The organism is Caballeronia sp. LZ034LL (assembly GCF_031451215.1).
Classification (GTDB): Bacteria; Pseudomonadota; Gammaproteobacteria; order Burkholderiales; family Burkholderiaceae; genus Caballeronia.
Genome location: NZ_JARUXR010000001.1, coordinates 2,351,830 through 2,377,821, shown reverse-complemented (window position 1 = coordinate 2,377,821; position 25,992 = coordinate 2,351,830). Strand labels below are relative to the sequence as shown.

General features: G+C 65.8%; 23 protein-coding genes. 11 read left to right on the top strand and 12 right to left on the bottom strand.

Going from position 1 to position 25,992, the window contains the following annotated elements:
* Window positions 1-222: 222 nt before the first annotated feature.
* Window positions 223-2,358, top strand: coding sequence for a 3-hydroxybutyrate oligomer hydrolase family protein (locus tag QCE83_RS10885; RefSeq protein ID WP_309809570.1), 2,136 nt, complete (start codon window positions 223-225; stop codon window positions 2,356-2,358).
* Here the strand turns inward: QCE83_RS10885 and QCE83_RS10880 are convergent.
* Both QCE83_RS10880 and QCE83_RS10875 read right to left on the bottom strand, forming a co-directional pair.
* A complete protein-coding gene (locus tag QCE83_RS10880; protein WP_309811664.1) occupies window positions 2,342-3,076 on the bottom strand; it encodes a DUF2242 domain-containing protein in 735 nt (244 codons plus the stop codon). The genes QCE83_RS10885 and QCE83_RS10880 overlap by 17 nt on opposite strands.
* 221 nt (window positions 3,077-3,297) lie before the next feature.
* Window positions 3,298-3,636, bottom strand: a complete 339-nt coding sequence (locus tag QCE83_RS10875; RefSeq protein ID WP_309809568.1) for a DUF4148 domain-containing protein — start codon at window positions 3,634-3,636, stop codon at window positions 3,298-3,300.
* 461 nt (window positions 3,637-4,097) lie between these two features.
* Between QCE83_RS10875 and QCE83_RS10870 the strand changes: the two genes are divergently transcribed.
* Both QCE83_RS10870 and groL read left to right on the top strand, forming a co-directional pair.
* Window positions 4,098-4,388, top strand: coding sequence for a co-chaperone GroES (locus tag QCE83_RS10870; RefSeq protein ID WP_006999126.1), 291 nt, complete (start codon window positions 4,098-4,100; stop codon window positions 4,386-4,388).
* Between the two features lie 95 nt (window positions 4,389-4,483).
* Window positions 4,484-6,124, top strand: a complete 1,641-nt coding sequence (groL, locus tag QCE83_RS10865; RefSeq protein ID WP_309809566.1) for a chaperonin GroEL — start codon at window positions 4,484-4,486, stop codon at window positions 6,122-6,124.
* Between the two features lie 118 nt (window positions 6,125-6,242).
* Here groL and QCE83_RS10860 read toward each other — a convergent pair whose 3' ends face one another.
* The 3 genes from QCE83_RS10860 to QCE83_RS10850 are packed head-to-tail and all read right to left on the bottom strand — an operon-like array spanning window position 6,243 to window position 8,418.
* On the bottom strand, window positions 6,243-6,680 hold the full coding sequence (locus QCE83_RS10860) for a hypothetical protein (RefSeq protein ID WP_309809564.1): 438 nt from the start codon (window positions 6,678-6,680) through the stop codon (window positions 6,243-6,245).
* 28 nt (window positions 6,681-6,708) lie between these two features.
* Entirely contained in the window at window positions 6,709-7,488 is a 780-nt protein-coding gene (locus tag QCE83_RS10855; protein WP_309809562.1) for a DUF72 domain-containing protein, read from the bottom strand.
* A 54-nt stretch (window positions 7,489-7,542) separates the two neighbouring features.
* Window positions 7,543-8,418, bottom strand: a complete 876-nt coding sequence (locus tag QCE83_RS10850) for a hydroxymethylpyrimidine/phosphomethylpyrimidine kinase (protein ID WP_309811661.1) — start codon at window positions 8,416-8,418, stop codon at window positions 7,543-7,545.
* Between the two features lie 313 nt (window positions 8,419-8,731).
* Between QCE83_RS10850 and QCE83_RS10845 the strand changes: the two genes are divergently transcribed.
* Both QCE83_RS10845 and QCE83_RS10840 read left to right on the top strand, forming a co-directional pair.
* On the top strand, window positions 8,732-8,923 hold the full coding sequence (locus tag QCE83_RS10845) for a rubredoxin (protein ID WP_309809560.1): 192 nt from the start codon (window positions 8,732-8,734) through the stop codon (window positions 8,921-8,923).
* A gap of 277 nt (window positions 8,924-9,200) precedes the next feature.
* Window positions 9,201-10,616 carry a hypothetical protein gene (locus QCE83_RS10840; RefSeq protein WP_309809559.1) on the top strand — a complete coding sequence of 472 codons (1,416 nt, stop codon included), beginning with the start codon at window positions 9,201-9,203 and terminating at the stop codon, window positions 10,614-10,616.
* Here QCE83_RS10840 and QCE83_RS10835 read toward each other — a convergent pair.
* On the bottom strand, window positions 10,613-12,109 hold the full coding sequence (locus QCE83_RS10835) for a deoxyribodipyrimidine photo-lyase (RefSeq protein ID WP_309809557.1): 1,497 nt from the start codon (window positions 12,107-12,109) through the stop codon (window positions 10,613-10,615). The genes QCE83_RS10840 and QCE83_RS10835 overlap by 4 nt on opposite strands.
* Before the next feature lie 30 nt (window positions 12,110-12,139).
* Here QCE83_RS10835 and QCE83_RS10830 point away from each other — a divergent pair, with 30 nt between their 5' ends.
* The 6 genes from QCE83_RS10830 to QCE83_RS10805 are packed head-to-tail and all read left to right on the top strand — an operon-like array spanning window position 12,140 to window position 16,828.
* Complete coding sequence (locus QCE83_RS10830) at window positions 12,140-12,718, top strand: YqgE/AlgH family protein (RefSeq protein ID WP_309809555.1); 579 nt, start codon at window positions 12,140-12,142, stop codon at window positions 12,716-12,718.
* Entirely contained in the window at window positions 12,715-13,161 is a 447-nt protein-coding gene (ruvX, locus tag QCE83_RS10825; protein WP_309809553.1) for a Holliday junction resolvase RuvX, read from the top strand. The genes QCE83_RS10830 and ruvX overlap by 4 nt, the downstream gene beginning before the upstream one ends.
* Window positions 13,148-13,663, top strand: a complete 516-nt coding sequence (pyrR, locus tag QCE83_RS10820; RefSeq protein WP_309809551.1) for a bifunctional pyr operon transcriptional regulator/uracil phosphoribosyltransferase PyrR — start codon at window positions 13,148-13,150, stop codon at window positions 13,661-13,663. The genes ruvX and pyrR overlap by 14 nt, the downstream gene beginning before the upstream one ends.
* Window positions 13,664-13,706: 43 nt before the next feature.
* The gene (locus tag QCE83_RS10815; RefSeq protein WP_309809549.1) at window positions 13,707-14,732 is read left to right on the top strand and encodes an aspartate carbamoyltransferase catalytic subunit; all 1,026 of its coding nucleotides are present in this window, start codon (window positions 13,707-13,709) and stop codon (window positions 14,730-14,732) included.
* 9 nt (window positions 14,733-14,741) lie between these two features.
* Complete coding sequence (locus QCE83_RS10810; RefSeq protein ID WP_309809546.1) at window positions 14,742-16,019, top strand: dihydroorotase; 1,278 nt, start codon at window positions 14,742-14,744, stop codon at window positions 16,017-16,019.
* A 2-nt stretch (window positions 16,020-16,021) separates the two neighbouring features.
* Entirely contained in the window at window positions 16,022-16,828 is an 807-nt protein-coding gene (locus QCE83_RS10805; RefSeq protein ID WP_309809544.1) for a lysophospholipid acyltransferase family protein, read from the top strand.
* Here QCE83_RS10805 and QCE83_RS10800 read toward each other — a convergent pair.
* The 6 genes from QCE83_RS10800 to QCE83_RS10775 all read right to left on the bottom strand — a co-directional run bounded on the left by QCE83_RS10800 (window position 16,797) and on the right by QCE83_RS10775 (window position 25,974).
* On the bottom strand, window positions 16,797-17,651 hold the full coding sequence (locus QCE83_RS10800) for a symmetrical bis(5'-nucleosyl)-tetraphosphatase (protein WP_309809542.1): 855 nt from the start codon (window positions 17,649-17,651) through the stop codon (window positions 16,797-16,799). The two genes, QCE83_RS10805 and QCE83_RS10800, sit on opposite strands and share 32 nt — an antisense overlap.
* A 72-nt stretch (window positions 17,652-17,723) precedes the next feature.
* Window positions 17,724-18,839, bottom strand: coding sequence for a glycosyl transferase (locus QCE83_RS10795; RefSeq protein ID WP_309809540.1), 1,116 nt, complete (start codon window positions 18,837-18,839; stop codon window positions 17,724-17,726).
* Between the two features lie 52 nt (window positions 18,840-18,891).
* Complete coding sequence (locus QCE83_RS10790) at window positions 18,892-22,713, bottom strand: polysaccharide pyruvyl transferase family protein (protein WP_309809538.1); 3,822 nt, start codon at window positions 22,711-22,713, stop codon at window positions 18,892-18,894.
* Window positions 22,710-24,008 (bottom strand): ABC transporter ATP-binding protein, encoded by a 1,299-nt coding sequence (locus QCE83_RS10785; protein ID WP_309809536.1) that lies wholly within the window; start codon window positions 24,006-24,008, stop codon window positions 22,710-22,712. The genes QCE83_RS10790 and QCE83_RS10785 overlap by 4 nt, the downstream gene beginning before the upstream one ends.
* Before the next feature lie 87 nt (window positions 24,009-24,095).
* Window positions 24,096-25,346, bottom strand: a complete 1,251-nt coding sequence (locus QCE83_RS10780; RefSeq protein WP_309809535.1) for a glycosyltransferase — start codon at window positions 25,344-25,346, stop codon at window positions 24,096-24,098.
* The gene (locus tag QCE83_RS10775) at window positions 25,333-25,974 is read right to left on the bottom strand and encodes an acyltransferase (RefSeq protein ID WP_309809533.1); all 642 of its coding nucleotides are present in this window, start codon (window positions 25,972-25,974) and stop codon (window positions 25,333-25,335) included. Before QCE83_RS10775 ends, QCE83_RS10780 begins: the two co-directional genes overlap by 14 nt.
* Window positions 25,975-25,992 lie beyond the last annotated feature (18 nt).

The window sequence follows — 25,992 nt, the reverse complement described above, 5'->3', positions numbered from 1 at the left end:
GCACCGCCGCCCGGTTTGACGCCATCGCCATGCAACGGGCTCCGGCTTGATCGCCGGAGCCCGTTGTCGTTTACGCCGGGCGCGTTTCCTCCGGCCCGCCACGTTGCAGACAGGGAAACTCAGCAGCGACTGTTTTCAGCTTCCGCGTGATACTGACGGATCGAAAGCGATGCGTAGCGTGTTCTGAAACAAGCCTTGAAGCACAACAATACGGGAGACGAAATGAAGCGATTCGCACGTTTTCAGGGTTTGCAAAGCTGTCCGCGCACGGCGGTGATCGCGGCGATCGCGGTGCTGGCAGCCGCGACGCTCGCCGCCTGCCACGGCGGCGATGACGACAACGGTGGCGGCCCGGCGACCAACAGCGTGCCGAAATTCGTCTCCGGCGCGATCAAGTCACAAACCTACGACGGCCAGTCCGACGATCTGCTGACCGCCGGCCTCGGCAAGACCGGGCTCGCTGCGGCCACCGCACCGTCGATCTCCAATCCGGCGTCGCCGAGCGCCGCCGACCTGCGGCGCCTCGCCATCTGGTCGAATTACCGCGCGCTCGTCGACATGTCGGCGAACGGCGGCTACGGGCGTTTCTGGGGGCCGAATGTCGACCTGAACGGCAACGACACGCTCGGCGAAGGCAAGATCGCGGGCAAGGAATACCTCGCGTTCGCCGACGACGGCAGCGGCACGCAGAACGTTTCGCTGCTGGTCCAGGTTCCGGCGAGCTTCAATCCCGATCAGCCGTGCATCGTGACGGCGACATCGTCGGGATCGCGCGGCGTGTATGGCGCGATCTCGGCGGCGGGCGAGTGGGGCCTGAAGCGCGGCTGCGCGGTCGCCTATACCGACAAGGGCAGCGGCAACGGCGCGCACGAACTGGCGAGCAACCTCGTCACGCGCATCGACGGCACGCTCGTCAATGCCGATTTCGCCGGCACCAGCGCGATCTTCAAGGCGAATGCAAGCGCGTCCGCCATCGCGTCGTTCAACTCGGCCTTCCCGAACCGCTACGCCTACAAGCACGCGCATTCACAGCAGAATCCCGAGAAGGATTGGGGCGCGAATACCCTGCAGGCGATCCAGTTCGCCTACTGGGCGCTCAACGACATGTTCGGGCCGCTGAGCGGCTCGAACCATCAGGTGCGCTATGGCAAGGGCAGCATCACGACCATCGCCGCTTCGGTGAGCAATGGCGGCGGCGCGGCGCTCGCGGCAGCCGAGCAGGATACCGATGGCTGGATCACCGCGGTCGTCGTTGGCGAGCCGCAGATCAATCTGAATTTGCCGTCGCAGGTGTCGGTGCGGCAGGGCGGCCTGCCGGTCGGCTCCTTCGGCCGGCCGCTCGCCGACTATATGACGCTCGCCAACCTGCTGCAGCCGTGCGCCGCGCTTGCCCCCGCCGCGGCCGGCGCGCCGTACCTGACGACGGTGCCGCTTGCCACGACCACGGCGATCCGCACCGCGCGCTGCGCGTCGCTGGCGGCGGGCGGACTGATCTCGGGCGCCACGACGATCGCGCAGGCCAACAGCGCGCTCGACCAGCTGCACCAAGCCGGCTACCAGACCGACTCCGACACCTTGCAGGCGCCGATGTGGGATTCGCAGGCGGTGCCGGCCGTGGCGGTCACGTATGCCGACGCCTACATGAAGGCGAGCGTGCTCGACAACCTGTGCAACTTCAGCTTCGGCACGACCAACGCGGTGAGCGGCGCGGCGGGCGTGGCGCCGCTGGTGTCGCCGATGCTCACGGTCTTCGGCAACGGTAATGGCGTGCCGCCGACCAACGGGATCAACCTGGTCTACAACGTGGGGACGAGCGGCGCGGCGGATCATCGCTTTGCCACGCCCGACGCGAGTTATGCGGGCGCGGCCTGCCTGCGCTCGCTGTGGACCAGCGGCAACGCGACGATGACGGCCAGCGTGAATGCGATCCGCGTGAATGCGAACCTGCGCGGCAAGCCCGCGATCATCGTGCAGGGACGCGCGGATGCGCTGGTGCCGATCAACCATGCCGGTCGGCCGTACTTGGGCGCGAACCGCGTGGCGGAGGGCAACAAGAGCCAGCTGTCGCTGTACGAGATCGCCAACGGACAGCATTTCGACGCATTCCTGAGCGTCGCGGGCTTCGACACGCGCTTCATTCCGGTCCACTACTACAACATTCAGGCGCTGAACCTGATGTGGAATCATCTGAAGAACAACGCGACGCTGCCGCCTTCGCAAGTGGTGCGGACGGTCGCGCGAGGCGGCACGGCGGGCTCGGCGCCGGCGCTCACGCCTGCGAACCTGCCGGCGATCGCCGCCGATCCCGGTGCCAATGCGATCAGCGTGTATGGTGGCGCGGTCAACGTGCCGTACTGACCGGCGCCGCCGCTGCGGAAGACGCCTGTGAAGCGCTCGCCGCGACTGCTTCCGACGTCGGGATGGCGGTGGCGGCGGCGGGCGTCTGCACGACGATCGGCGTGGGCGTGAGGTCCGGCGAGTTCACGATCAGCGAAGGCGTGAGCGGCTTGCTCTTCACCTCGTCGGCCGCCACGGGCGCGCTGCGCGGCACCGTGTTCAGATAGTGGCTCATCAGGTTGAAGAAGCGGTCGTAGAACTTGCCGGCGGGCACCGTCTCGCTCGAGATCTTGACCATCGCGTCGCTGTTCGAGCGGATCGGCAGCGACAGCGAACCGAGCACGCTCAGTCCCACGCTCGCCGACGTATCGCTTTTCTTGAGCGCATAGCCGTCCTGGACGGCGTTCACATACGCGATGCTCTGGTTCGTCGCGTTTTCTCCCGGCGTGCAGACCACATGGAACGACACCACGACGTGGGTTTCGGCGCTCGGCTGGAAATTCTTGGTGGCGTCGACGGTATCGGGCTGGCCCATGGTCGTCAGGAAACCTTGCGACAGCAGGGCGCGGCGCGCGGCCTCGCAGGTTTCGTTGACGGTGGCGTCGTAGTTGCGCGCGAACGGGCTTGCGCCGGTGTTGAACAGCTCCTGCTGGTAACTGGGCGTGGTGGCCGAGCGGCCTCCGCAAGCGGTGAGGGCAATCAAACCAAGGAGAACGAGACTTGAGCGCAGCGACGGCATGGACATAAAGCGGCGGATCCGGAGTGTGAGTCAACGGCAGAGACAAATTGTAGTGCCGTCGGACTGGACGATGAAAAAACGCGGTCTGCAACCATCGTCCGATCCGTGACTGACAGCGTGATGAACCTGTGTGCGCCCGGTGTTCGTCGAAAGGCGCAAAACCCGGCGCGGGGCCGGGTTTTCAGCTGCTGGTGCTGCTGCTTATGCTGCGGCCAGCCGGATTACGGACGATTGAAATCGACCGGATTGGCGGCTTCGGGACGCACGATGCGATCCAGGAAGTTAAACCGATGCGCATGGCCTGCCGCAGAGGCGCCTTCGGCGGCGCCGCCGTACGCGCTGGCGTTGGCCTGGCTGGCGCCGACCCGGGCTTCGGCAGCCTGGATGTCGGCCGGATAAGTGGTTTGATCGCCGACCGGGTTATAGCCGGCGCGCTCGAGCTGGACCAGTTCGGCACGCACCTGGGCACGGGTGACGGGACCGTCTTCGCGGGCCTGGGCAAAACCGGGAGCGGCCAGGACGGCAACGATGGCAAGGGCGGGAACGATGGGCTTCAACATGACGACCTCCGAATCTTGATTGGGGAAACGATGCGGCAGTAAGTGGTGGTGCTGCTTGCTGTTGCTTCGTCGTTGAAGGCAGTCTAGTTCGCGGCGATCTAGGTAAAAACCCTGATTCGGATAAATCAGAATTCTTCAATCGACATTAATCGCTTCAATCGCCGTCCGCGGTCCCATAGGTTGTGCTCCGACGTTCACCATGGAATTGCGGCGGAACGTGAACCTTTTCCTCGCGGCTCCGGTCAAGACGAGTCCGTATGCCCGGGCCGGCGCGTCGGCGATTTCGGAATAATTTCACCGGTACGGGATTCCCCGCTGTCCCCATCCTTGAAATTGTCAAATCCGGTCCATATAATTGGCACTCACCGCACGCGAGTGCTAACAAGTTTGCCGTCCCGCAGGCGCTGCCTTGCAGGACGGGTTTTCCAGCGTTTTCAGTCTCAATCAAGAGAGGAGTGTGTATGAACCTTCGTCCTTTGCACGATCGCGTCATCGTCAAGCGTCTGGATCAGGAAACCAAGACCGCATCGGGCATCGTGATCCCGGAAGCCGCGGCAGAAAAGCCGGATCAAGGCGAAGTCCTGGCCATCGGCCCGGGCAAGCGCGATGACAAGGGCGCGCAAATCGCCCTCGACGTGAAGGTCGGTGACCGCGTGCTGTTCGGCAAGTACGCCGGCCAAACCGTCAAGGTGGACGGGCAGGAACTGCTCGTCATGCGCGAAGAAGACATCATGGCCGTCCTGGTCAAGTAAGCATCCTTCCTGCACGTCTCGCTTCGCCCTTTGCAGCAGCCCCTCGGGCGCGCATGGCGAAGCCGGAAATCTGAATCGAATCAAGGAGTCTTGATATGGCAGCTAAAGAAGTTACTTTTGGCGATTCCGCACGCGCCAAGATGGTCGAAGGCGTGAACATCCTGGCCAACGCGGTCAAGGTCACGCTGGGCCCGAAGGGTCGCAATGTCGTGCTCGAGCGTTCGTTCGGCGGCCCGACGGTCACCAAGGACGGTGTCTCGGTTGCGAAGGAAATCGAACTGAAGGACAAGCTCCAGAACATGGGCGCGCAAATGGTCAAGGAAGTGGCTTCCAAGACCAGCGACAACGCCGGCGACGGCACCACGACCGCAACGGTCCTGGCGCAATCCATCGTCCGCGAAGGCATGAAGTACGTCGCATCGGGCATGAACCCGATGGACCTGAAGCGCGGCATCGACAAGGCCGTGGCGGCCGCCATCGAAGAACTGCGCAAGATCAGCAAGCCCTGCACGACCAACAAGGAAATCGCGCAAGTCGGCTCGATCTCGGCGAACAGCGACACCTCCATCGGCGACCGCATCGCTGAAGCCATGGACAAGGTCGGCAAGGAAGGCGTCATCACCGTCGAAGACGGCAAGTCGCTGGAAGACGAACTCGACGTCGTCGAAGGCATGCAGTTCGACCGCGGCTACCTGTCGCCGTACTTCATCAACAACCCGGACAAGCAAGTCGCCGTCCTCGAAAACCCGTTCGTGCTGCTGCACGACAAGAAGGTTTCGAACATCCGTGACCTGCTGCCGGTGCTGGAACAAGTCGCGAAGGCTGGCCGTCCGCTGCTGATCATCGCTGAAGACGTCGAAGGCGAAGCCCTGGCTACGCTGGTCGTCAACAACATCCGCGGCATCCTGAAGACCGTTGCTGTCAAGGCTCCGGGCTTCGGCGACCGTCGCAAGGCCATGCTGGAAGACATCGCGATCCTGACCGGCGGTCAAGTCGTCGCGGAAGAAACCGGCCTGACGCTCGAAAAGGCAACGCTGGCTGAACTGGGCCAGGCGAAGCGCATCGAAGTGGGCAAGGAAAACACGACGATCATCGACGGCGCTGGCGAAGCCGTGAACATCGAAGCGCGCGTGAAGCAAGTGCGCAAGCAGATCGAAGAAGCGACGTCGGACTACGACCGTGAAAAGCTGCAAGAGCGCGTGGCCAAGCTGGCCGGCGGTGTTGCCGTGATCAAGGTCGGCGCTGCGACCGAAGTCGAAATGAAGGAAAAGAAGGCACGTGTCGAAGACGCACTGCACGCAACCCGTGCAGCTGTGGAAGAAGGCATCGTGGCGGGCGGCGGCGTGGCGCTGATCCGTGCACGTCGTGCGATCGACGGCCTGAAGGGCGCGAACGCCGACCAGGACGCCGGTATCAAGATCGTTCTGCGTGCAATGGAAGAACCGCTGCGCCAGATCGTGACGAACGGCGGCGAAGAAGCGTCGGTCGTGGTGGCAGCGGTTGCTCAAGGTTCGGGCAACTACGGCTACAACGCGGCAACGGGCGAGTACGGCGACCTGGTTGAAGCCGGTGTCGTGGACCCGACGAAGGTCACGCGTACGGCGCTGCAAAACGCGGCATCGGTGGCAGGCCTGCTGCTGACGACGGACGCAGCCGTTGCCGAACTGCCGAAGGAAGATGCTCCGATGCCTGGCGGCATGCCCGGCGGCATGGGCGGCATGGGCATGGACATGTAAATCTGGCTTCACGCCGGACACCATGGGCGCGAGTCTCGCAAGAGGCTCGCGTCATGCGAGAAAAAAACCTGCAGCGATGCAGGTTTTTTTTCGTCCACCTTTTCCTGACACGACACGCCTACTTGTTCATGTCGTCGCGCAGCTTCTGCGCCGCGGCCTTGTAGTCGTAGGTCGGATAGAACTCCGTGCGATATCCGCCCCACGCGGTGCCCTCTATCGCGCGATTCACCTCGCGTAGCCGGTCGGCCGGCACGCGCAGCGTCACCACCTGGCCGATGCCCATCATCACGTACCACGACACCACTTCCACGCCCGGCGGCGGGAACTGCTTGAAGTAACCCTGTTCCTTGAGTTGCCGATTGATCTGCGGCAGCGTCTTCGATTCATCGTGCTTGAGGAAGATCGTCAGCAGGAAAGTGCCGTCGCCGGCGGGCGTGGCGGCGGGCGGCGGCGCTGCGTTCTGCGCCTGCGCCTGCGCGGGAACGCAGAGGCCAAGCAGACCAGCCAGCAGCGCGGCTTCCAATAAACGGGTGAGTCGTCTTGCCGGCTTGTGCATCGCGTGGACCTCCGTCGCGTCGAACGCTTCAGACCTTGTGATGAATCCGCAAGCGCTCCATCAGATGCAGCGCATTGGGCTGGGCATGGCCTTCGGCCGTGTTGTCGAAGACGCACCAGACCTCGGCCGTCTTCTTGGCGCGGTTGTGCAGCGTGCGCGCCAGATCGTCGAGATAGGTGTAGTTGTAGGAGCTCCTGTAGAGCTCCGGCGAACCGTGCAGCCGCACATACACCAGCGCGCCGTCCGCCCGATGCCGGATCTCGCAGTCGTCGGGAATCGGGTCGGCGTCGACATAGGCGATGTGATGCGCCTTCAGCAGCGCGGCCGCGTGCGTCGTGAACCAGCCATGCTCGCGCGCTTCGCAGGCAATCGGCAGCTCCGTGCGCGCACGCAGCGACTTGAAGAAAGTCTCGGCGATGTCGTGATCGAAGGGCAGACTGGGCGGCAGTTGCACGAGCCAGCAGCTGAGCCGGTCGCCCAGTTTGCCCGCGGCGTGCAGGAATTCGTCGAGCAGCGCTTCGCTATCGACCAGTCGCGCTTCGTGCGTGATGGCCTTCGGCAGCTTGACCGAAAAGCGGAACGAGTCGGGCACGCTCTCCGCCCAGTGCGCGTAAGTTTCCGGCCGATGCGGCTTGTAGAAACTCGTGTTGATTTCGACGCACGTCAGCGTGTGCGCGTAGCGTTCGAGATGCGAGCCGTCGCCGGGGAAGCTGGCCGCGACGGCGCTCGACAGACCCCAGCCCGCGCAGCCGATGCGGATCGCGCCTTGTGGGCCGGGCTTGTGCAGGTGGGGCAGTCGGTACGGCATGCGTTCGCGAAGCCTCCCTCTTGGGATTCACTGCAAGTGGATCACTGCAAGCACTCAGTGCCGCGCTTCTCCCGGCAGACCGGGGGAATCGTCGGACAGCGAAGAGGCGTCGGCTTCCTCGTCCGCGTCATTCGAGCGCGCCCAGAAAAAGCGGTCCGGCAGATAGGCCCCCATGCCCGGACGAAACGCGGCGCGCGCCGCCTGAAACACATATTCCTGCGCCTCGCGCGCGGCTTCCGCGGGCTCCTGGCCGTTCGCCAGCAGCGCGGCAATGGCCGAGCCCATGGTATCCGTCAGCCCCACGACGCGATGCACCGCGCGGTCCCACGTGTCCTGACGCACTTGTCCCTCTTCGCTGTACAGCGTGATCACGTGCCGGTGCGTGCCCGCCTCCAGGGCCAGCACGTACTCGCAGCCCTGCGACAGAAGGTGCGAGATCGCCGTGTCCAGCGTGGGCGATTCGGCGTCGCTGTCCGGTTGCGCGAGTTGCAGCAGCGTGGCGTGATCGGCAATCAGCATGGTGGTCTGCGGCACCAGCAGATCGGCCAGCGACTCGCGCAACTCGTCCGCGGCGAGCACGTGCTCGTCGTCGAGGGTGAAGTCGGGGGCGAGGATCAGCGGGACGTCGTCGTAGTCGGAGACCACTTCGGCGATCGCCGACACGACTTCAGCCCGGGTCGCCGCGCCGATCTTGAACGCGGCCACCGGCATGTCCTCCAGCAACATGCGCGCCTGGGTTGCCACGGTATCGGGATCGAGGCCAGTCACTTCGTCGCAGGACGCGGAATCGCGCACCGCGTAACCGGTCAGCACCGTGACGCCGTGACAGCCCATGCTCGCGAGCGTCAGCAGGTCGGCCTGCAGGCCGGAGCCGCCGGTGGGATCCGAAAGGCCGAAGGTGAGTACGATCGGTGGGGAGTCGCCGGACATGGCAAAAGCGGACATTGTGGTATTGGATTGCTTGGATGGACTTGGCGGCTCGAAGCGGGTCCGCCCGCGCGTGTTCGTATTAACCGTTCGCGTGAAGGATTGCCCGCTCAGACACGCTCCGATTATGCGGCCTAATGCCGTCCGACTGTTCTCTTTGCGCACTTTTTTCCGACGCGCTAGCCTTCGCATGGGAGCGGCGCCGGAGCGACAAGATTACAACCCGGCGTACGGGCGGGACGCTTGCTAGGCATCACTACAGCAACACGGTACCATCTTGTCCTAATTTCAACCGACCAATCGACCTGGCGTCAGTATGGAACAGAGCGAATCTCAACACGAACCGCGCAGCTGGATGTGCCTGATCTGTGGCTGGATCTATGACGAAGCGGCGGGCCTGCCCGAAGAGGGCATCCCGCCGGGAACCCGCTGGGAGGACGTCCCGATCAACTGGACCTGTCCCGAATGCGGAGCCCGCAAGGAAGACTTCGAGATGGTGCAGATCTGACTGACATGTTTTTACGCGCCGCATGACCTCCGTCATGCGGCGCGCGTTTTTTGGCGAGACGCCGGCCGGGGCGAAGCGCATCGCCGCCGGGCGCAGGGCATGCTGACCTTCCCGATCAGGCGTTGCGCCCTGCAGCACCTATGCATCATGCACGCGCGGCGGCTGGCCCGCCGGCGGCGCCGGCTTCGCATCGACCGAAGACGCAGTGACGCAGTTCAACCGCGTGCGGCGGCCCTCCCGAGCCGCGCGCCCGCGCAACGGCTTGTGAGCGCCCGACATGACATCACGTCCCGATCTGCACGTTCCGTTCGAAGCCTTGCCCAATCCGCGCGGCGGATCGGTGCGGCTCGCCGAGATGGCCCTCACCGATGCCCAGCACGCGTTCCAGCGCCAGGGCGAAACCGGCGCGGCGCTGAAACGGGCGATCGCCGCGCTGCATTCGGCCGGCTGGCTGCCGGCGCAGCGTTTTGCGGAGGCACTGGCGCTGGTCGCGCCGCTTGGCGATGAATCCGACGCCAACCGCGCGCGCATCGCGGATGCAATCGCCATCTTCGGCGCCGCGGTGGAACGTCACAATTTGCGCGAACTGGCATGCTCGACAGCGCTCTTCGATCACTATCGCGGCCTGCATGCGCTGCTGGCGGCGCACACGCGGGTGGCGCCCGTTTCGTACGATGACCTGGCGCTTGCCGGCCGCGCGATCGCTCCGGCGACGCTGCGCGGCTTCGCGCCCGAGCGGCTCGCGCGCGTGCGGGCGCATTACGAGGAAGCGTTGCTCAGGCTGCTGCGCGGACCGGCCGACGAATCCGCCGCTGCCTACGCTCGCCTGGATGCGTGTCTGGCCGATCTGCGCGGCCCGGATCCTTACGATTTCTGGCGGCTGGCGTCGTCGTGTGTCACGTCGTTGCGCGCACGTGCCGAACGTGCCGAACCTGACGACAGCGCCCGGCAGAACGCTCACGACGCCGATGCGCGACGTCTCTACGCGCGCTTCAACCTCGTGCTGGCCGATCAGGCGCACGCGCTGACCTACGCCCCGCGCTCGCTGGTGCGCGCGACCCTCGCACTGCTGTGGCGCGATTTCGCGCTTTACGGCGCGGCGCCGGAGGAGGCGGAGCATGTCGATGTGCTGCGCGACTACGGCCTGACGGTCGCGTGGCACGTGGCGTCTACGCCGGCGTCGGAGGCGGCGTGGGAAGAAGGCGCGGCGCAGGCCGGGGACCTTGCCCGCGACGCCGCCACGCGCGATCTCGGCGTGCTGCGCGTGAACGCGTCCGCCTACGAGGATTTTCTGCAGAGCGCGGAGACGGCCATCGAGGCGCTGGTCGAGCGGGGTGCGCAGGCGAGCGAAACCGGTACGGTGGATGAGGCCGCGGCGCTGTCGGCGGCGAACGCTTCGCACCGGCTGGGCGCGGCGGCGTGCGCGCTGGGGCTGGGCCACGTCGCGCTGCTCGCCGATACGCTCGGTCTCGCGTGGCGGCGCGTCGCTTATCACGGCGAGGCCCGCGGCGCAGCGCCTGCAGCACCCGAGGGCGCGACCCGCGGTCTCGACGCCACCGTGCCCGAACGCGCCGCGCACATGCTGCGCTCGATGCTGCATCAGGCGGCTGCGGGCATTGCGCCGTCGGAAGGGCGTGGCTCGATCGTCGCGCTCACCGCGATGATCGAGAAGCCGATGCCCGTTACGCGTTAGTCGTCGTCGCCGGAACCGGGCTCGACTGGCCGCTTGCCCGGCCCGCGCACCACGTCATAGCGGGCGAGCGTGCGTTTGCGCGCCGCTTCGTGATCCACCACCGGCTGCGGATAGTCCGCGCCGAGCGCGATCTTCGCGGCCTTGAGCGCGTCCGGTTTCGCGCGCCACGGCGCGTGGATGTCGCGATCCGACAGCCCTGCGATCTCCGGCACGTAATGGCGGATGAACTTGCCCGCCGAGTCGAACTTCTGCGACTGGGTGATCGGGTTGAAGATGCGGAAATACGGCTGCGCATCACAGCCGCTCGATGCGGCCCACTGCCATCCGCCGTTGTTGTTCGACAGCTCGAAATCGTTCAGCAGCGCTTCGAAATAGGCTTCGCCACGCCGCCAGTCGACACCGAGATCCTTGGTGAGGAAACTCGCCACCACCATGCGCAGGCGGTTGTGCATATAGCCCGACGTGTTGATCTGCCGCATGGCTGCATCGACGAGCGGATAGCCCGTCTGGCCAGCGCACCATGCAGCGAAACTGGCCTCGGCGGCGTCGCCGGTTTCCCATTCGATCCGGTCGTACTCCGGCTTGAACGCACGATGATCTCCCGGCACGCCGACATGCGGGAAATGGTGCAGCACGGAGAAGTAGAACTCCCGCCAGATCAGCTCGCCGAGCCAGGTTTCGGCGCCCTTGTCGCCGTGCCGCTGCGCATCGTGCGCGCTGCGGGCGAGCGCGCGAGCGGACACGGTGCCGTGCCGCAAATGCACGCCGAGATAGCTCGGGCCCTTCTGTGCAGGAAAGTCGCGCGCGCGGCCGTAATCGGTCATGCGCTCGCGGAAGTCGTCGAAGAGTTCATACGCGCCGCTCGTGCCGGCGGGAAACGCCGGACCGTTTGCCTCCGCGAAGCCGAGTTGCGCGAGCGACGGCATCGCATGCTTCACGTCCGAAGGCGGCTTCGCCAGCGCCTGCAGATGGTCCTCCGACGCATACGGTTTGAGCGCATCGGGCGTGAGCGTCGCGAGCCACTTGCGCTTGTACGGCGTGAACACGGTGTAGGGCTTGTTCGCGCCGGTCAGCACGTCGTCGTGATCGAAGACGGCCTGATCCTTGAAGGTGAAGAACGCGATGTCATCGCTGGCGAGCCGCTTCGCCACCGCTTCGTCGCGCGCCTTCGCGGATGGTTCGTAGTCGCGGTTGGCGAAGACCGCATTCACGCCGCACGCGCGCGCAAGCGCGGGAATCTCGTGCAGCGGCATGCCGTGCCTAACGATCAGCGCACCGCCCGCATCGTGCAAGGTGCGATTGAGTTCGACGCAACTGGCATGAATGAACGGCACGCGGCGGTCATGCGGGGCCAGCGGCGCGAGGATTTCGCGATCGAAAACGAACGCGCACAGCACGCGACGGCAGCGTGTAAGCCCGTGATAGAGTGCAGCATTGTCTGCCGCGCGCAGATCCCGCCGAAACCAGACCAATCCCACATCGAAGTCGGCCATCTCGCAGCGCCTTTGTTAAAATCCTGAATTATGTCCAAGACTTCCGATCGCATCAATTTGACGAATCAGTTCCTGATCGCCATGCCGAGCATGGCCGATCCGACGTTCTCAGGAACCGTGGTCTATCTTTGCGATCACACCGAGAAGGGCGCGCTGGGTCTCGTCATCAACCGGCCGACCGACATCGATCTGCAGTCCCTCTTCAACCGCATCGATCTCAAGCTCGAGATCGAGCCGCTGGTTCACTTGCCCGTGTACTTCGGTGGTCCCGTGCAGACTGAGCGCGGCTTCGTGCTGCACGAAGCCGGCGACGGCGAGCCGTATAGCTCATCAATGAGCGTGCCCGGCGGCCTGGCCATGACCACGTCGAAGGACGTGCTCGAAGCTGTGGCAAGCGGCACGGGTCCCGAACGTTTCCTGCTGACGCTGGGTCATGCAGGCTGGGGCGCGGGCCAGCTCGAGGAAGAAATCTCGAAGAACGGCTGGCTCACCGTGGAAGCCGATCCGCGCATCATCTTCGACGTCCCTGCCGAAGACCGTCTCGAAGCCGCACTGTCGCTACTCGGCGTGTCGCGCTCGATGTTGTCCGGCGAAGCAGGGCACGCATGAGCCGCGAAGCCACGCTGCTGGCATTCGACTACGGCGAAAAACGTATCGGTGTCGCCGTCGGCAATACGCTCACTCGTCAGGCTCGCGCACTTCTCACGCTGGAAAACCGCAACTCGGACTATCGCTTCCTCGAAGTCGGCAAGCTGCTGGACGAATGGAAGCCGAACGCCGTGGTGGTCGGCATGCCGATGCATCCCGACGGCACGCCGCACAAGATGAGCGGGCTGGCCAAGCGTTTCGGCAATCAGGTGAACGGGCGTTTCAACGTGCCCGTGCAATGGGTGGACGAACGTTATTCCTCCGTCGATGCCAAGGCCGACCTGCGTGAACGCGGCGTGCGCACCAACGCGCGCGGCCGCTTTGACGAAATCGATGCCGAAGCCGCCCGCGTCATCCTTCAACAATATCTTGACGAACTAGCCGACGATCATGAGTTCCATTGACGCCGAGGCGCTGTACCGCGCGCTCGTCGAGCAGATTCGCAGCGCTTACGGTCCTTCGCTCGATGCACCCGACGGCGCCGTGCTCGCCGGCATCTACAGCGGCGGCGTGTGGCTGGCCGAACGGCTCGCGCAGGACCTCAAGGCGCCGCATTTCGGCGTGGTGAACGTGGCGCTGCATCGCGACGATTACGCGAAGAAGGGCCTGCACAGCCAGGCGCGCCCGACTGAACTGCCGTTCGACGTGAACGGCCGCCGCATCATCCTGATCGACGACGTGCTGTCCACTGGTCGCACGGTGCGCGCGGCGATCAACGAGCTGTACGACTACGGCCGGCCCGCATCGATCGACCTCGCCGTGCTCGCGGATCGCGGCGGACGCGAGATGCCGATCGCGGCGCGCTTCACCGGCGGCATGGTCGACGTGCCGGCGGGCGACACCCTCGTGCTGGCGCGCAACGAATCCAACGCGTTCACTTTCACGACGGAACCGCGCGCGCAGTGACGCGCGGCTTCGAGCTTTCTCCAGAGAAACACCCGGGATCATCATGAATACGGCAACCCAGGGCGCGGACAGCGCGGCGAATCTCCCGGCCGAACCCTTCCGCTACGGCTTCCTCAAGGGCAATCCGCAGCTCACGAAGAACGGCGAACTCAAGCATCTGCTGACCATCGAGGGCTTGCCGCGTTCGATCGTCACGCACATCCTCGACACCGCCGAGCAGTTCGTGAGCGTGACCGACCGCGAAGTGAAGAAGGTGCCGCTGTTGCGCGGCAAGTCGGTGTTCAACCTGTTCTTCGAGAACTCGACACGCACGCGCACCACGTTCGAGATCGCGGCCAAGCGCTTGTCGGCGGACGTGCTGAACCTCAACATCAACGCGTCATCGACGAGCAAGGGCGAATCGCTGCTCGACACGATCAACAATCTCTCGGCGATGCATGCCGACATGTTCGTCGTGCGTCACGCATCGAGCGGTGCGCCGTATCTGATTGCCGAGCATTGCGCGCCGCACGTGCACGTCATCAACGCAGGCGACGGCCGTCACGCGCACCCGACGCAGGGTTTGCTCGACATGTACACGATCCGCCACTACAAGCGCGACTTCACGAAGCTGCGCGTGGCGATCGTCGGCGACATCCTGCATTCGCGCGTCGCGCGTTCGGACATTCATGCGCTGACCACGCTCGGCGTGCCCGAAGTGCGCGCCATCGGTCCGCGCACGCTGTTGCCGGGCAACCTCGAGCAGATGGGCGTGCACGTCTATCACAATCTCGACGAAGGCCTGAAGGGCGTCGACGTCATCATCATGCTGCGCCTGCAGAACGAGCGCATGAGCGGCGCGCTGCTGCCATCGGCGCAGGAATACTTCAAGAGCTGGGGGCTCACGCCCGAGCGTCTCGCGCTCGCCGCGCCCGATGCCATCGTGATGCATCCGGGACCGATGAACCGCGGCGTCGAAATCGACTCGCAGGTGGCCGATGGCCCGCAGTCGGTGATCCTCAACCAGGTGACCTTCGGTATCGCCGTGCGCATGGCGGTCATGGGCATCGTGGCCGGCAACAGTGACTAAGAACGCGACATGAAGATCCAGATTCAAGGCGGCACGATCATCGATCCGGCCGCGGGCACCGAAACGCGCCAGGACGTGTTCATTGCGGCGGGCAGGATCGTCGGCGTGGGCGCGGCGCCCGCCGACTTCACGGCGGCGAAGGTGATCGACGCCAATGGGCTGTACGTGGCGCCGGGCTTCGTCGATTTGTCGGCGCGGCTGCGCGAGCCGGGCTTCGAACACAAGGCGACGCTCGAATCGGAAATGGCCGCGGCCATGGCGGGCGGCGTGACGAGTCTCGTGTGTCCGCCCGACACCGACCCGACACTCGATGAACCCGGTCTCGTCGAGATGCTCAAGTTCCGCGCGCAGAAGCTGCATCAGGCGCACGTGTATCCGCTCGGCGCGCTGACGGTGGGACTGAAAGGCGAGACCATCACCGAGATGGTCGAGCTGACCGAAGCGGGCTGCATCGGCTTCTCGCAGGCCGACAACCCGATCGTCGATACGCGCACGCTGCAGCGCGCGCTGCAATACGCGACCACCTACGGCTATACCGTGTGGCTGCGTCCGCAGGATGCGTTCATGTCGAAGGGCGGCGTCGCGGCGAGCGGTCCGGTCGCATCGCGGCTCGGGCTGTCCGGCGTGCCGGTGTCGGCGGAGACCATCGCGCTGCACACGCTGTTCGAACTGATGCGCGTGACGGGCGCGCGCGTGCACCTGTCGCATCTGTCGTCGGCGGCGGGCGTCGCGCTGGTGCGCGCGGCGAAGGCCGAAGGGCTCGCCGTCTCCGCCGACGTAACCATCAATCACGTGCATCTGGTGGACGTGGATATCGGCTACTTCGATTCACAGTTCCGCCTGGATCCGCCGCTGCGTTCGCAGCGCGACCGCGAGGCGATTCGCGCGGGTCTGGTGGACGGCACCATCGACGCGATCTGTTCCGATCACACGCCGCTCGACGAAGACGAGAAGCTTTTGCCGTTTGCCGAGGCGACACCGGGCGCGACCGGCCTCGAACTGCTGCTGTCGCTGACGGTGAAGTGGGCGCGCGAGGCGGACGTGCCGCTGGCGAAGGCGCTTTCGCGCATCACGTCGGCGCCGGCGGATGCGCTGAAGCTGCCGGCGGGACGCATCGTGACGGGCGCGCTCGCCGATGTCTGCGTGTTCGATGCGAACGCTGACTGGCGCGTCGATCCGCGCAAGCTCAGGAGCCAGGGCCGCAATACGCCGTTCCTGGGCTACGAACTGCCGGCGCGCGTGCGTGCGACGGTGGTCGGCGGTCACCTCGCCTACGAGAGCCGCTGAACATGAGACTGACGCTGCGCAAACTGCGGCTGCTCGTCCACTTGCTGGTGGGCATGGGGATCGTCGCAACGCGGTTTCCGCGCGCTTCCGCGAGCGAGCGCAGCGAGATGAACCGCGTCTGGTCGATCAAGATGCTGCGGCTCGCGGGCATGAAGCTCGTCGTGCACAACGACGAAGCACGGCTCGATGCCGGCGTGCTGGTGGTCGGCAATCATGTGTCGTGGATCGACATCTACGTGATCAACGCGTGGCGTCCGACGCCGTTCGTATCGAAGGCGGAGATCCGCAAGTGGCCGGTGGTCGGCTGGCTCGCGCAGCAACTGGACACGGTGTTCGTGCAGCGCGAGAAGCGCAGCGACGCGAAGCGCATCATGCACGAACTCGCGCAGCGGCTGATGGCGGGCGAGAAGATGTGCGTGTTTCCTGAAGGCACCACGACCGATGGCCGCACGCTGCTGCCGTTCCATGCCAATTTGTTCCAGGCGGCCGTGTCGGCGTCCGTGCCGGTGCAGCCGATCTGCCTGATGTACGAGGACGCGCAGGGCCGGCAATCGGTCGCGCCCGCGTATATCGGCGACATGTCGCTCAACGATTCGCTCGATGCGCTGTTGCGCGCGGGCGAGATCACCGCCCATCTTTACGTGTGCAATCCGCTCGCGCCGGGCGCGGACCGGCGGCTGCTCGCGAGCGAGGCGCAGGCTGCGGTGAACGCGGCGCTGGATCAGATGCGCGGCGCGCCGGCTGTCGTCAGTGAGCCGCTGTTCGTCGAGCCGGTCGTCACTTCTTCATCGAACAACTCACCTGCGTGACGACGCGCTGCGCCGGATCGGCCGTGAGCCGCACCGCCGACAGCTTGTTGCCCCACACGCAGCCCGAGTCCAGACACAGCACGTTGTCGCGGATCATCAGGCCGAGCGCGGCCCAGTGGCCGAACACCACCGTCACGTCCTGCGTGCGGCGTCCGGGTGCGTCGAACCACGGCAGATAGCCGGGCGGCGCGGCATCCGGACCGCCGTTGTTGGCGAACTCCATCGCGCCTTCGGCCGTGCAGAAGCGGATCCGCGTCAGCGCGTTGTAGATCACGCGCAAGCGGTCGAGGCCCGTGAGCGTCTCATCCCAGCGATGCGGCTCGTTGCCATACAGGCCCGCCAGCGTCTCTTTCCAGTCCGGTGCGCGCAAGGCGGTCTCGAGTTCATGCGCGAGCGTCATGGTCAGGGCGGCGTCCCATTGCGGCAGCACGCCCGCGTGCACCATCAGCATGCCGTGTTCGAAGTGCGCGACGGCCTTGTGCCGCACCCATTCGATGAGGTCGTCTGCATCGGGGGCGGCGAGGATCTCGTCGAGCGTGTCGCCTTTCTTCGGCTTGCGCAGTCCGGCTGCGACCGACAGCAGGTTCAGGTCGTGATTGCCGAGTACGACGGTGGCGCGCGAGCCGAGCGCGATCACTTCGCGCAAGGTCTGCAAGGACTGCGGCCCGCGATTGATCAGGTCGCCCGCGAACCAGAGCGGCACGTCGTCGGCGACGGCTGCCTTTTTGAGCAGGCGCTCGAAGGGCTCGCAGCAGCCTTGCAGGTCGCCGAAGACGAGAGGAGCGAGAGCGGTGTCGAGGCTGGAGGTCAGGGCGTCGGTCATTGAAGAAGAGGCGGGGAAGGGTGGTTCGGCTCATTATGAAACAGCCGGTGAAGACTGTCCGCGCAGCACTGGTTATGCCAGCACCCCCGCCGCATCAAACCGCGCCGCCCAGCTGTTCTCCGCCCGATAAGCCTCGATCTCCGCCGCGCCCGCCTGACTGCGCAACGCGGCTTCCACGGCGCCGCCGAGCTGTTCCGGCGCATCCACCAGAAAGGTCGCGGGCTCGCCGCCGCGCAGCTTCATCTCACCGAACGCCGTCGAAATGACCGGCAGGCCCATCGCCCGATACTCGTAGTACTTGATCGGATCGACACCGTCCGTCAGCTGGTTGCGGATGAACGGAATCAGCCCGATGTCGAACGCGCGCATCGCTTCGAGCGCTTCCGCGTGCGCGACCGGTGGCAGCATCTGCACGTTGCCCGGCAGCGCGCCCGGCGGCGCGGAAAACACCGGACCGATCAGCCGGATGGTGTCGGCGGGACGCTGGCGCGCGAGCGCGGTAAGCCACGCCCAGTCGAACCACGGCCCCATCGTGCCGAGATAGCCGATGACCTTCGGCTGGCCATCGCCCAGCCGTGCGAGCTTCGCCAGGTCGGCGGCGGGGAGGATCGCCGGGTCCAGGCCGTTGTAGACGAGCCGCGCGTCCGGACGAAGCGTCTGCCAGCGGGCGCGCAACGCCGTCGATGACACCAGCAGCCGGTCCACGCTCGTTGCGATGCGCGCCTCGACCCGCGCCAGCGCCGTGCGCGAGATGCCGGTATAGAAGGCCGGAAAATCGTCCATGCTGTCATAGGCCGATCGCGCCGCATGTGCATGACGCAGCAGGTCGAAGGCGAGCGCGCTCGGCTTGCCGACGACCAGCAGCGTTTCACCCTCGGCGCAGAAACGTGCGACACGGCCCGCCAGCGACCGCCAGCCCATGCGGTTGAGCAGCGTGCCGCCGGGCATCGGTTCGAGCGGCAGCGCGCGCACGCTTTCGACGGTGACCCAGTCAGGACGAGCCGCCGCCGCGCCCGAGGCGCCGCTCGAAGGCCGCCGCAGGTCGCGCAAGGCGGGCAGGCGCGTGGCGTAGGGATCGATCCACAAGACGCGTCCGCCGGTCGCCGCATGGAACCATTCGACGAACTTGTGCGGGCGCTGCGCGAAGCTGGCCCACGGCAGCGGCGAGAGATAGACGAGTTGCCGCATCAGTGAAGGCGGCTTGCGTGGCGAGGCGTGGCGGACGGCATGCGCGGGTTCCTCACCACGTGTAGTCGACGTAGAACTGCGGATAGTCGCGCCACTTTTCCTTGAAGTACTGCGCATTGCGCAGGAACAGCGCGGTGTACTTGTCGCTGCCCGAATTGGCCTGCGTGGTCTGGTGCGGCTGATGGCGGATGCCCGAGAGATCGCGGAACGTCACCTTCATGTCGAGCGCCTTGATCTGGAAGCAGAGATCGGTGTCCTCGAAGCAGGTGGGATCGTAGAAGGTATCGAAGCCGTGCGTCGCGTCGAAGGTGCGACGGCGCATGAAGAAGCCGCTCGTGCCAAGGAAGCCGATGTCGGCGCGATAGCCGTCACGGATCGCCACGGCGTTCATCGCGCGGTTCGGGCAGTAGTCCGCGATCATGCCGCCCAGGTCGGTGCGGGTCTTGTCGAACCAGCCGGCGTTCCAGCCGATCACGCCCACGCTCGCATCGGTTTCCAGCACGCGCAGCGCCTCGGCGAAGCCCGACGAGCCCGCGAACCACTGGTCGCTGTCGAAGAAGGCGATGTACCGGCCAGTGCTGTGCTCGACCCCGAGATTGCGGCCCGACGAGCAGCCGTTCTCCGGATTGCGCACGAGCTTCACTTGCGGGAATTGCTGCTCGACGATCTCCGCGCCGCCATCGACGCTCGCGTTGTCCACCACGACGACATCCGCGAGATAGGGCGAGCAATGCGCGAGCAAGGTTTCGAGCGCCCGCGCGATGATCTTCGCGTTGTTGTGGATCAGGATCACGACGCTCACGTCATGGCGCGGCACGGGCGGGCACAGATGTTCGAGGCGGCCGAGCCAGCTGTTCCTCGCGACGAAGGCGTCGTCGGGACGCGCGGACGGTTCCGCCCGACCGAGCTCGGCGCAGCGCGCGACGAACGACGCTTCGTCCTCGCAGACATGGAGGTCCGCCGACGGCGTGATGCCGAAATCGAGCGAGGTCACGACCGGCTTGCGCAGATGCAGGCCGGCATAGAGGCCCGCGGTCGCGTCGCCGTCGACGAGCGCGTTGCGCAGCAACGGGAAGAACAGGAAATGGGCATGCGCGACATAGGCCGGCAGCGCCGCGAGCGGCTCGGCCGCGCGCACGACGACGTTCGCCGGCATGCCCGGCGCGGCCGCACCGGTGCCGATGAAGCAGAAAGTGAGTTCTGGCGCCCGTTCCGCGCTGCGCCGCACGAGCGACCAGTCGATTGCTTCGAGACCGTTCACGCAGAAGCACAGCGCAACGCGGCCGTTCTTCGGCACGAAGCCGGCGGGCGCGTCGTAGGTCTTGTACGGATCGAACACGGTGTGCAGCGCGGCGCCCGGCAGCACTTCCACGGCGTCGCGCTGCTGCCGCACGGCGTCCGCGAGCGCGGGCGTCGCGACGGTGCAGCGGTCGGCCTGCGCGAGCAGCGTCGACAGCATCGCGCGATGCGGCTCGGCGGCATGGGTCCAGTCGTAGGCGACATCGAACACGGTCTCGACGCCGCGATGCTTCGCGAACAGGAAGAACGGGCTCACGCGCGCGTCCGGCACGCCGATCACGAGGCGCGCGGCTTCGGACACGCGCTCGAACACGTATTCGAGCGTGACGGCGTCGATCGAATGGTGAATCAGGCCGGGGATCTGCAAGGCGTCCGGGCGCGGCGCGACGGACGCCTTGTCCTGCGGCGACACGTACAGATAGATCACGCGATGGCCCGCATGGAGCGCCGCGAGCGCCAGCTGCGCATGGCGGTGCGTCCCGCCGGCCCAGTCGTAGCGATGCTGCGAGACGATCACCAGCTCGGAACGCTGCAACTGCGCCGATGCCTGGAACCACAGGTCCGGGTCCGTTGGCGAGAGCCCGTGGCGGGAGGCGTCGAGAATCTCCCGGACCTGCCCGTTCTGCAGCGCCTGGCGCGAGCGAGTGTGACGTTTCGCCGCCGAGGCGAGCGCGCGCAGGCCGCCGTTGCGCAGGATGTAGAGCGCGCGTTCCGTATAGGTGCGCGGAGCGGAAAAAAACTTGCGGACAAGCATGTTCGGACCCAGTGATGATGAGGGGACGCTTACGGTTGCGGTCCCGGCCGGCTCGACGATCGAGGCGGCCGGTGCGGCAGTCACGGCAGGCGTTGTGCCCAGTGTTGGTTCGTGTCGGGTTTGATTCTCGCGATTCTCGTCATTTTCGTGAATCGCGTGATTGCGGTGATTCTCGAGACTTTCGCGCATCTGCGCGAGTTCGGCTTGTGCAGCGGCCAGCTCGTCTTGCGCGAACGTGAGCGACTCATAGAGCGCTTCGTTTTTCTGCCGGCTTGCTTCGAGCTCGCGTCGCAGCGTGGCGAGGCCGGCGTCCGCCTCTTGCGTCTCTTGCGCCTCTTCCGCGTTCTGCATGCCGGGAGCGGTGCCCGTGCGCTGCAACGCGTTGAACATCTCGCTCAGCTCCTGCACGCGCTTCTCGTGCTCGGCGGATTGCGCAAGCGCCGCCTGTTCCGCCGCCTTCGCCGAGGCGGCCTGCGCTTCGCTCACGGCAAGCTGGCCGTCGCGAAAGCGCAGAAGTTCGAGGGCTTTCTCACGCATGCGCTGAGCCGCATTCTTCTGCCAGATGGTCTGCTCGAGCCACGTGCTCATCCAGTCGAAGTCGCGGTTCTGCCAGCTGTCCTTCGGACGGGCGGCCTCGCGTGCGCGCGTCATCGCGGCGTCGAGCATCGCGTCATGCACGCCCGACGACGCCGCCAGTTCCGCCAGCCGCTCCGGTGCGATCGTCCACGCCGGTGCGTCGCCGCCGGTCAGGCGATGCAGCGCGCGGCTGAAACGCGCGTCGTCGTCGGTGAGTTGCAGGCGCAGGTCCGCAGGCATGCCGGCCATGTCGTGCGCCAGCGTCATCTTGCGGTCGTATTCGAGCGCGGCCGTCGGGATCTCCAAGGCGATCGTCATGATGCTCGCGTGCAGGCGCATCGAGAACGCGGCGTCGCACTGGCGCAGCAGCGACAGCGCTTCATCCGGCGTGAGCCGGTCCACGACGATGCCGGGAATGGCGTCGCCCAGCTGGCTCTGCATCGTTTCGAGGAACGCGCGGTCCGAGGTCTGCTCGCGCGCGCTCTCCGACCACTGGAAGCCCACCCACACCACCGACCATTCCGGCGTCAATGTCTCGCGCAAGGCTGTGAGCAGCTTCTCTTCCCAGTCGTGCGAGAACTCCCACAGGCGCGCGATGATCGCGAGCTTCTTGCGTCCGGCAAGCGTATCGATGCCCGGCGCTTCGACTGCGGCCGGCTCGCGGCTCGCGGCGTTCGCCACGTAGCCCCAGCCGGGATCGGCGCCGATCGCGATCTCGCGCGTCACGCCGAGCGAGCGCAGCAGCGCGAGCGAATCGGCATCGCGCAGCGTCACGTCGTCGGCGTGCTCGAAGACGTCCTTCACCACCTCTTGCGCCTGCGGCTGGTTGAGCGGTCCGACGCCGTGTCCCCAGATCGCCGTGCGCACGCCGAACTGGCGCGCCATGTAGAAGACGCGCGCGTAGGCCGCGATGTCGTTCTGCGTCGGATCGTAGAGCGCCTCGAGATGGAACGGATGATGATCCTGGAAGATCCCGCCGCCGCCGAACACCAGCAGGTCGGCGCCGGCAAGCGCGCGGCCGACCTCGCCGAGATTGAAGTAATCCACCGCCTCGATGCCGAACGCCTCGCGCGTGTAGGCGGGGTTGTTGCTCAGCGCGACGAGCTCGCCGCCGCGCGCCTGCACCTGGGTTGCGAGCGCGGCGAGCAGCAGTTCATCGCCGACATTGGGCGCGCCGTAATAGCCGACGGCGACCACCCTGATCCGGTCCGACATCACGGACATCACGCGATCCTCCGTGCTCATTGCGAAAAGTCGAAAGCGGGGCAAGGCGCGAGCCAGCCCGAGCCGCCGTCGGCCTGCGGCAGCACGTCGATGTGCCCGGCGTAGGGCAGCCGCGCGTGACGCTTGTATTCGCCCGACTCGACATCGCCGACGCCGATCGCGACCACATAGCGGTTGCCCGAGAAGTTGGCGCGCAGCGACCACGTGAAGTGATACGTACCCGGCTCGAGCGCGTCCATCGCAATGTTCATGTGCTGTGTCGTGGTGCTCCACAGCACGATGTCGTCCACGCTCTTCAGCTGCACGCCGAAGCACGGCCGGAGATTCGGCTGCGACACCCGGATCGACACCGTGACGCGGAACGGATCGTCGAACGAGAAGGTGGTGCGTTCGCGGCCGTCTTCGTCGGTGATCTTCACGTCGAGGATCGAGGTCTTGTCGGACTCCACCTTCTTCGTTTCCGCGCCGCTCTCCGACGCCGCGCGCTCGCCTTCGGGCACGTCGATGTCGATCGCCCGGCCGCCTTCTTCATCGACGAGATCGTTCGCATAGAGCTTCACGACGTCGCGGCACGGGCCGTCCTTGATCAGGTGGCCGCGCTTCAGGTAGATGGCGCGATCGCAGTACTCGACCAGCGTATTGGTGGAGTGCGTGACCAGCAGGATGGTGACGCCTGCCTTCTGCATGTCGCGGATGCGCGTGAGGCACTTGGTCTGGAACGCGGTGTCGCCGACGGCCAGCGCCTCATCGACGACCAGCAGGTCCGGCGAGACGTGGATCGCCACGGCGAACGCGAGCCGCACGTACATGCCGGACGAATAGGTCTTGACCGGCTGGTCGATGAACTCGCCGATATCGGCGAAGGCTTCGATCTCGTGGAAGCGCGCCGCGATTTCCTCAGCCGACACGCCCATGATGCGCGCCGACAGCAGCACGTTCTCGCGTCCGCTGAATTCCGGGTTGAAGCCCGCGCCCAGTTCGAGCAGCGCGGAGATGCGGCCATTGACCTCGATCTCGCCGCTGGTGGGCGAGAGCGTGCCCGCGATGATCTGCAGCAGCGTGGACTTGCCCGAACCATTGCGTCCGATGATGCCGATGGTCTCGCCACGCTTCACCGAAAACGAGACATCGTGCAATGCCCAGAAGTTGCGGCCGTACTCGCGCGGGGCGCGGCCCGGCATGCGGATGCGCGAGGCCAGCGACTGGCGCAGGCGGTCGGCGGGCTTGTCGTAGATCCGGAACAGCTTGGAGATGCGCTCGACATTGACGAGCACATGATCCGCGGGTTCCGGCGAGGGGTTCGCGACAGGTGGCATGGACATTTCGATGAACGGCGGGGTCGGCTCAAGTGTGCTGATGAAGGTCTCCGATACGGGGCCGGGCGTGCGGCCGGCCGGCGCGGGCTATGCGGCGTTGATGCCCAGCAGCTTGTTGTAGAGGCGGCGCTTGATGTCGACGCAGGCGTCGAGGTCGTAGCGCGTGCGCAGCAGTTCCTGGGCGTTGCGGGCCATGGCGGCGCGCTGCGCCGGATTCTGCGCGAGCCGGATCATGGCCTCGGCGAAATCGTCGGCGGTGTCGGCGATGACGAGATCGCGGCCGTCCACCGCGCCGAGCCCTTCGCAGCCCTTGGAGGTGCTGAGAATGGGAATGCCGTTGCTCATCGACTCCAGGATCTTCACGCGCACGCCGCTGCCCGACAGGAGCGGCACGAACAGCAGATGCGCTTCGTCGAGAATCGGCTCGATGGACGGCACGAAGCCATGCACGAAGATGTGCTTGCCGTCGTGCAGCGCCTTCAGGTCGTCGGGCGGATTCGCGCCGAGGAATTGCAGCCGGATGTTGTTTTCGGCGAGGCGGTCCTTCACGAGCGGCAGGATCTCGCGCACGAACCACGACACGCCTTCCGCGTTCGGATACCACCAGAAGCCGCCCATCCACAGCAGGTTCACGACATCCTTCGGCTTCTTGTCGTAGTCGGACGGCTTCACCGGGAAGCACAACGGAATGTAGTGCTTCTCCACCGGCGCGGTGACGCGCTCCATGTCCTCGCGCGAGATGAAGGTCATCGCGTCGAAATTCCAGGCGTTGTCGATCTCGACCTTCCGCGCGTTGCGGCGGCTGATCTCCGCCACCTTCGACACTGCCAGCTTCTGCCAGCCGCCGAGTCCGCCCGGAATCCAGAACGGGAACAGGTCCGACTCGATGTTGTGGCTCACCAGCACCGCCGGCAGCTCGCGCGCGAACTTGCGGAAGAACGCGAGGTGCGTGGTGTGCACTTCGAGCATGTCGATATGCTGCTCGCGAATGATGCGGCGCGCATTGCGCACGGCGGCGCGGCTGAAGTAGCTCGCGTCCATGAACGGCAGGCCGTGCAGCGAATGCACCAGCGAGTGCAGCGCGCGGCCGGCGGTGGTCTTGTCGGACGGCATCGGCGCGCGCGGTTCGACGTGCACCGACTTGAAGTGGCGCTCGTACAGTTCGCGATGCTGCGCCACTTTCTTCTGCTCGTCCTCGCCGCCGATGGTGAACAGATGGAAGTCATAATCGTCGACGAGCGGCGCGAGCGTGTTCATCGTATAGATCGCGCCACCGGCGTTGGCCGGCAGTGGCGGCGCCAGGGTGAAGACGAGAACGTTCTTTTTACGCGTGGCCATGAGATTCGTCGAAAACGTCGGTGTCAAAGAAAGGTGAAAAATCGGTCAGGTAGGCGATCTCGCGATTGCGCTCGCCAATCTGTTTCGCGGGCACGCCGCCGACCACCGTGTACGGCGCGACATCCTTCGTCACGACCGCCCCGGCCGCGACCACCGCGCCTTCGCCGATGGTCACGCCCGGCAGCAGTGTGGCCCGGGCGCCGAGCCACGCGTGATCGTGAATCTCGACCACGCCGCCGATGGACGCAAAGCCCGGATGGTTATGGTCGTGATGCAGCGAGAGAATGCAGCACTGGAACGAGATATTGACGTTGTTGCCGATGGTCACGCCGGTGCGGCCGTCGAGATAGATCTCGCGGTTGAGCACGCAGTTGTTCCCGATCGTTACGTTGCAGCGCGAGTGATAGCCCGTGAAGAACTGCCGCATGCTGACGTGCGTGCGCTGGCCGATGCGGATGCCCAGCACGCGCCGGTAGTACGCGTTGCGCAGGCGCTCGAACGGCACGCGCGCGATCACGTTGTTGCCGACGTAGTATTTCAGCGCCGCGAGGAAGTAATAGGTCGAGGAGCGCAGGAGCCTCGCCTTGATGCGATGTTTCAGGCTCGGGCGCGCGCTGGCTTGGCTCATGGGTCGTGATCGGGTGAG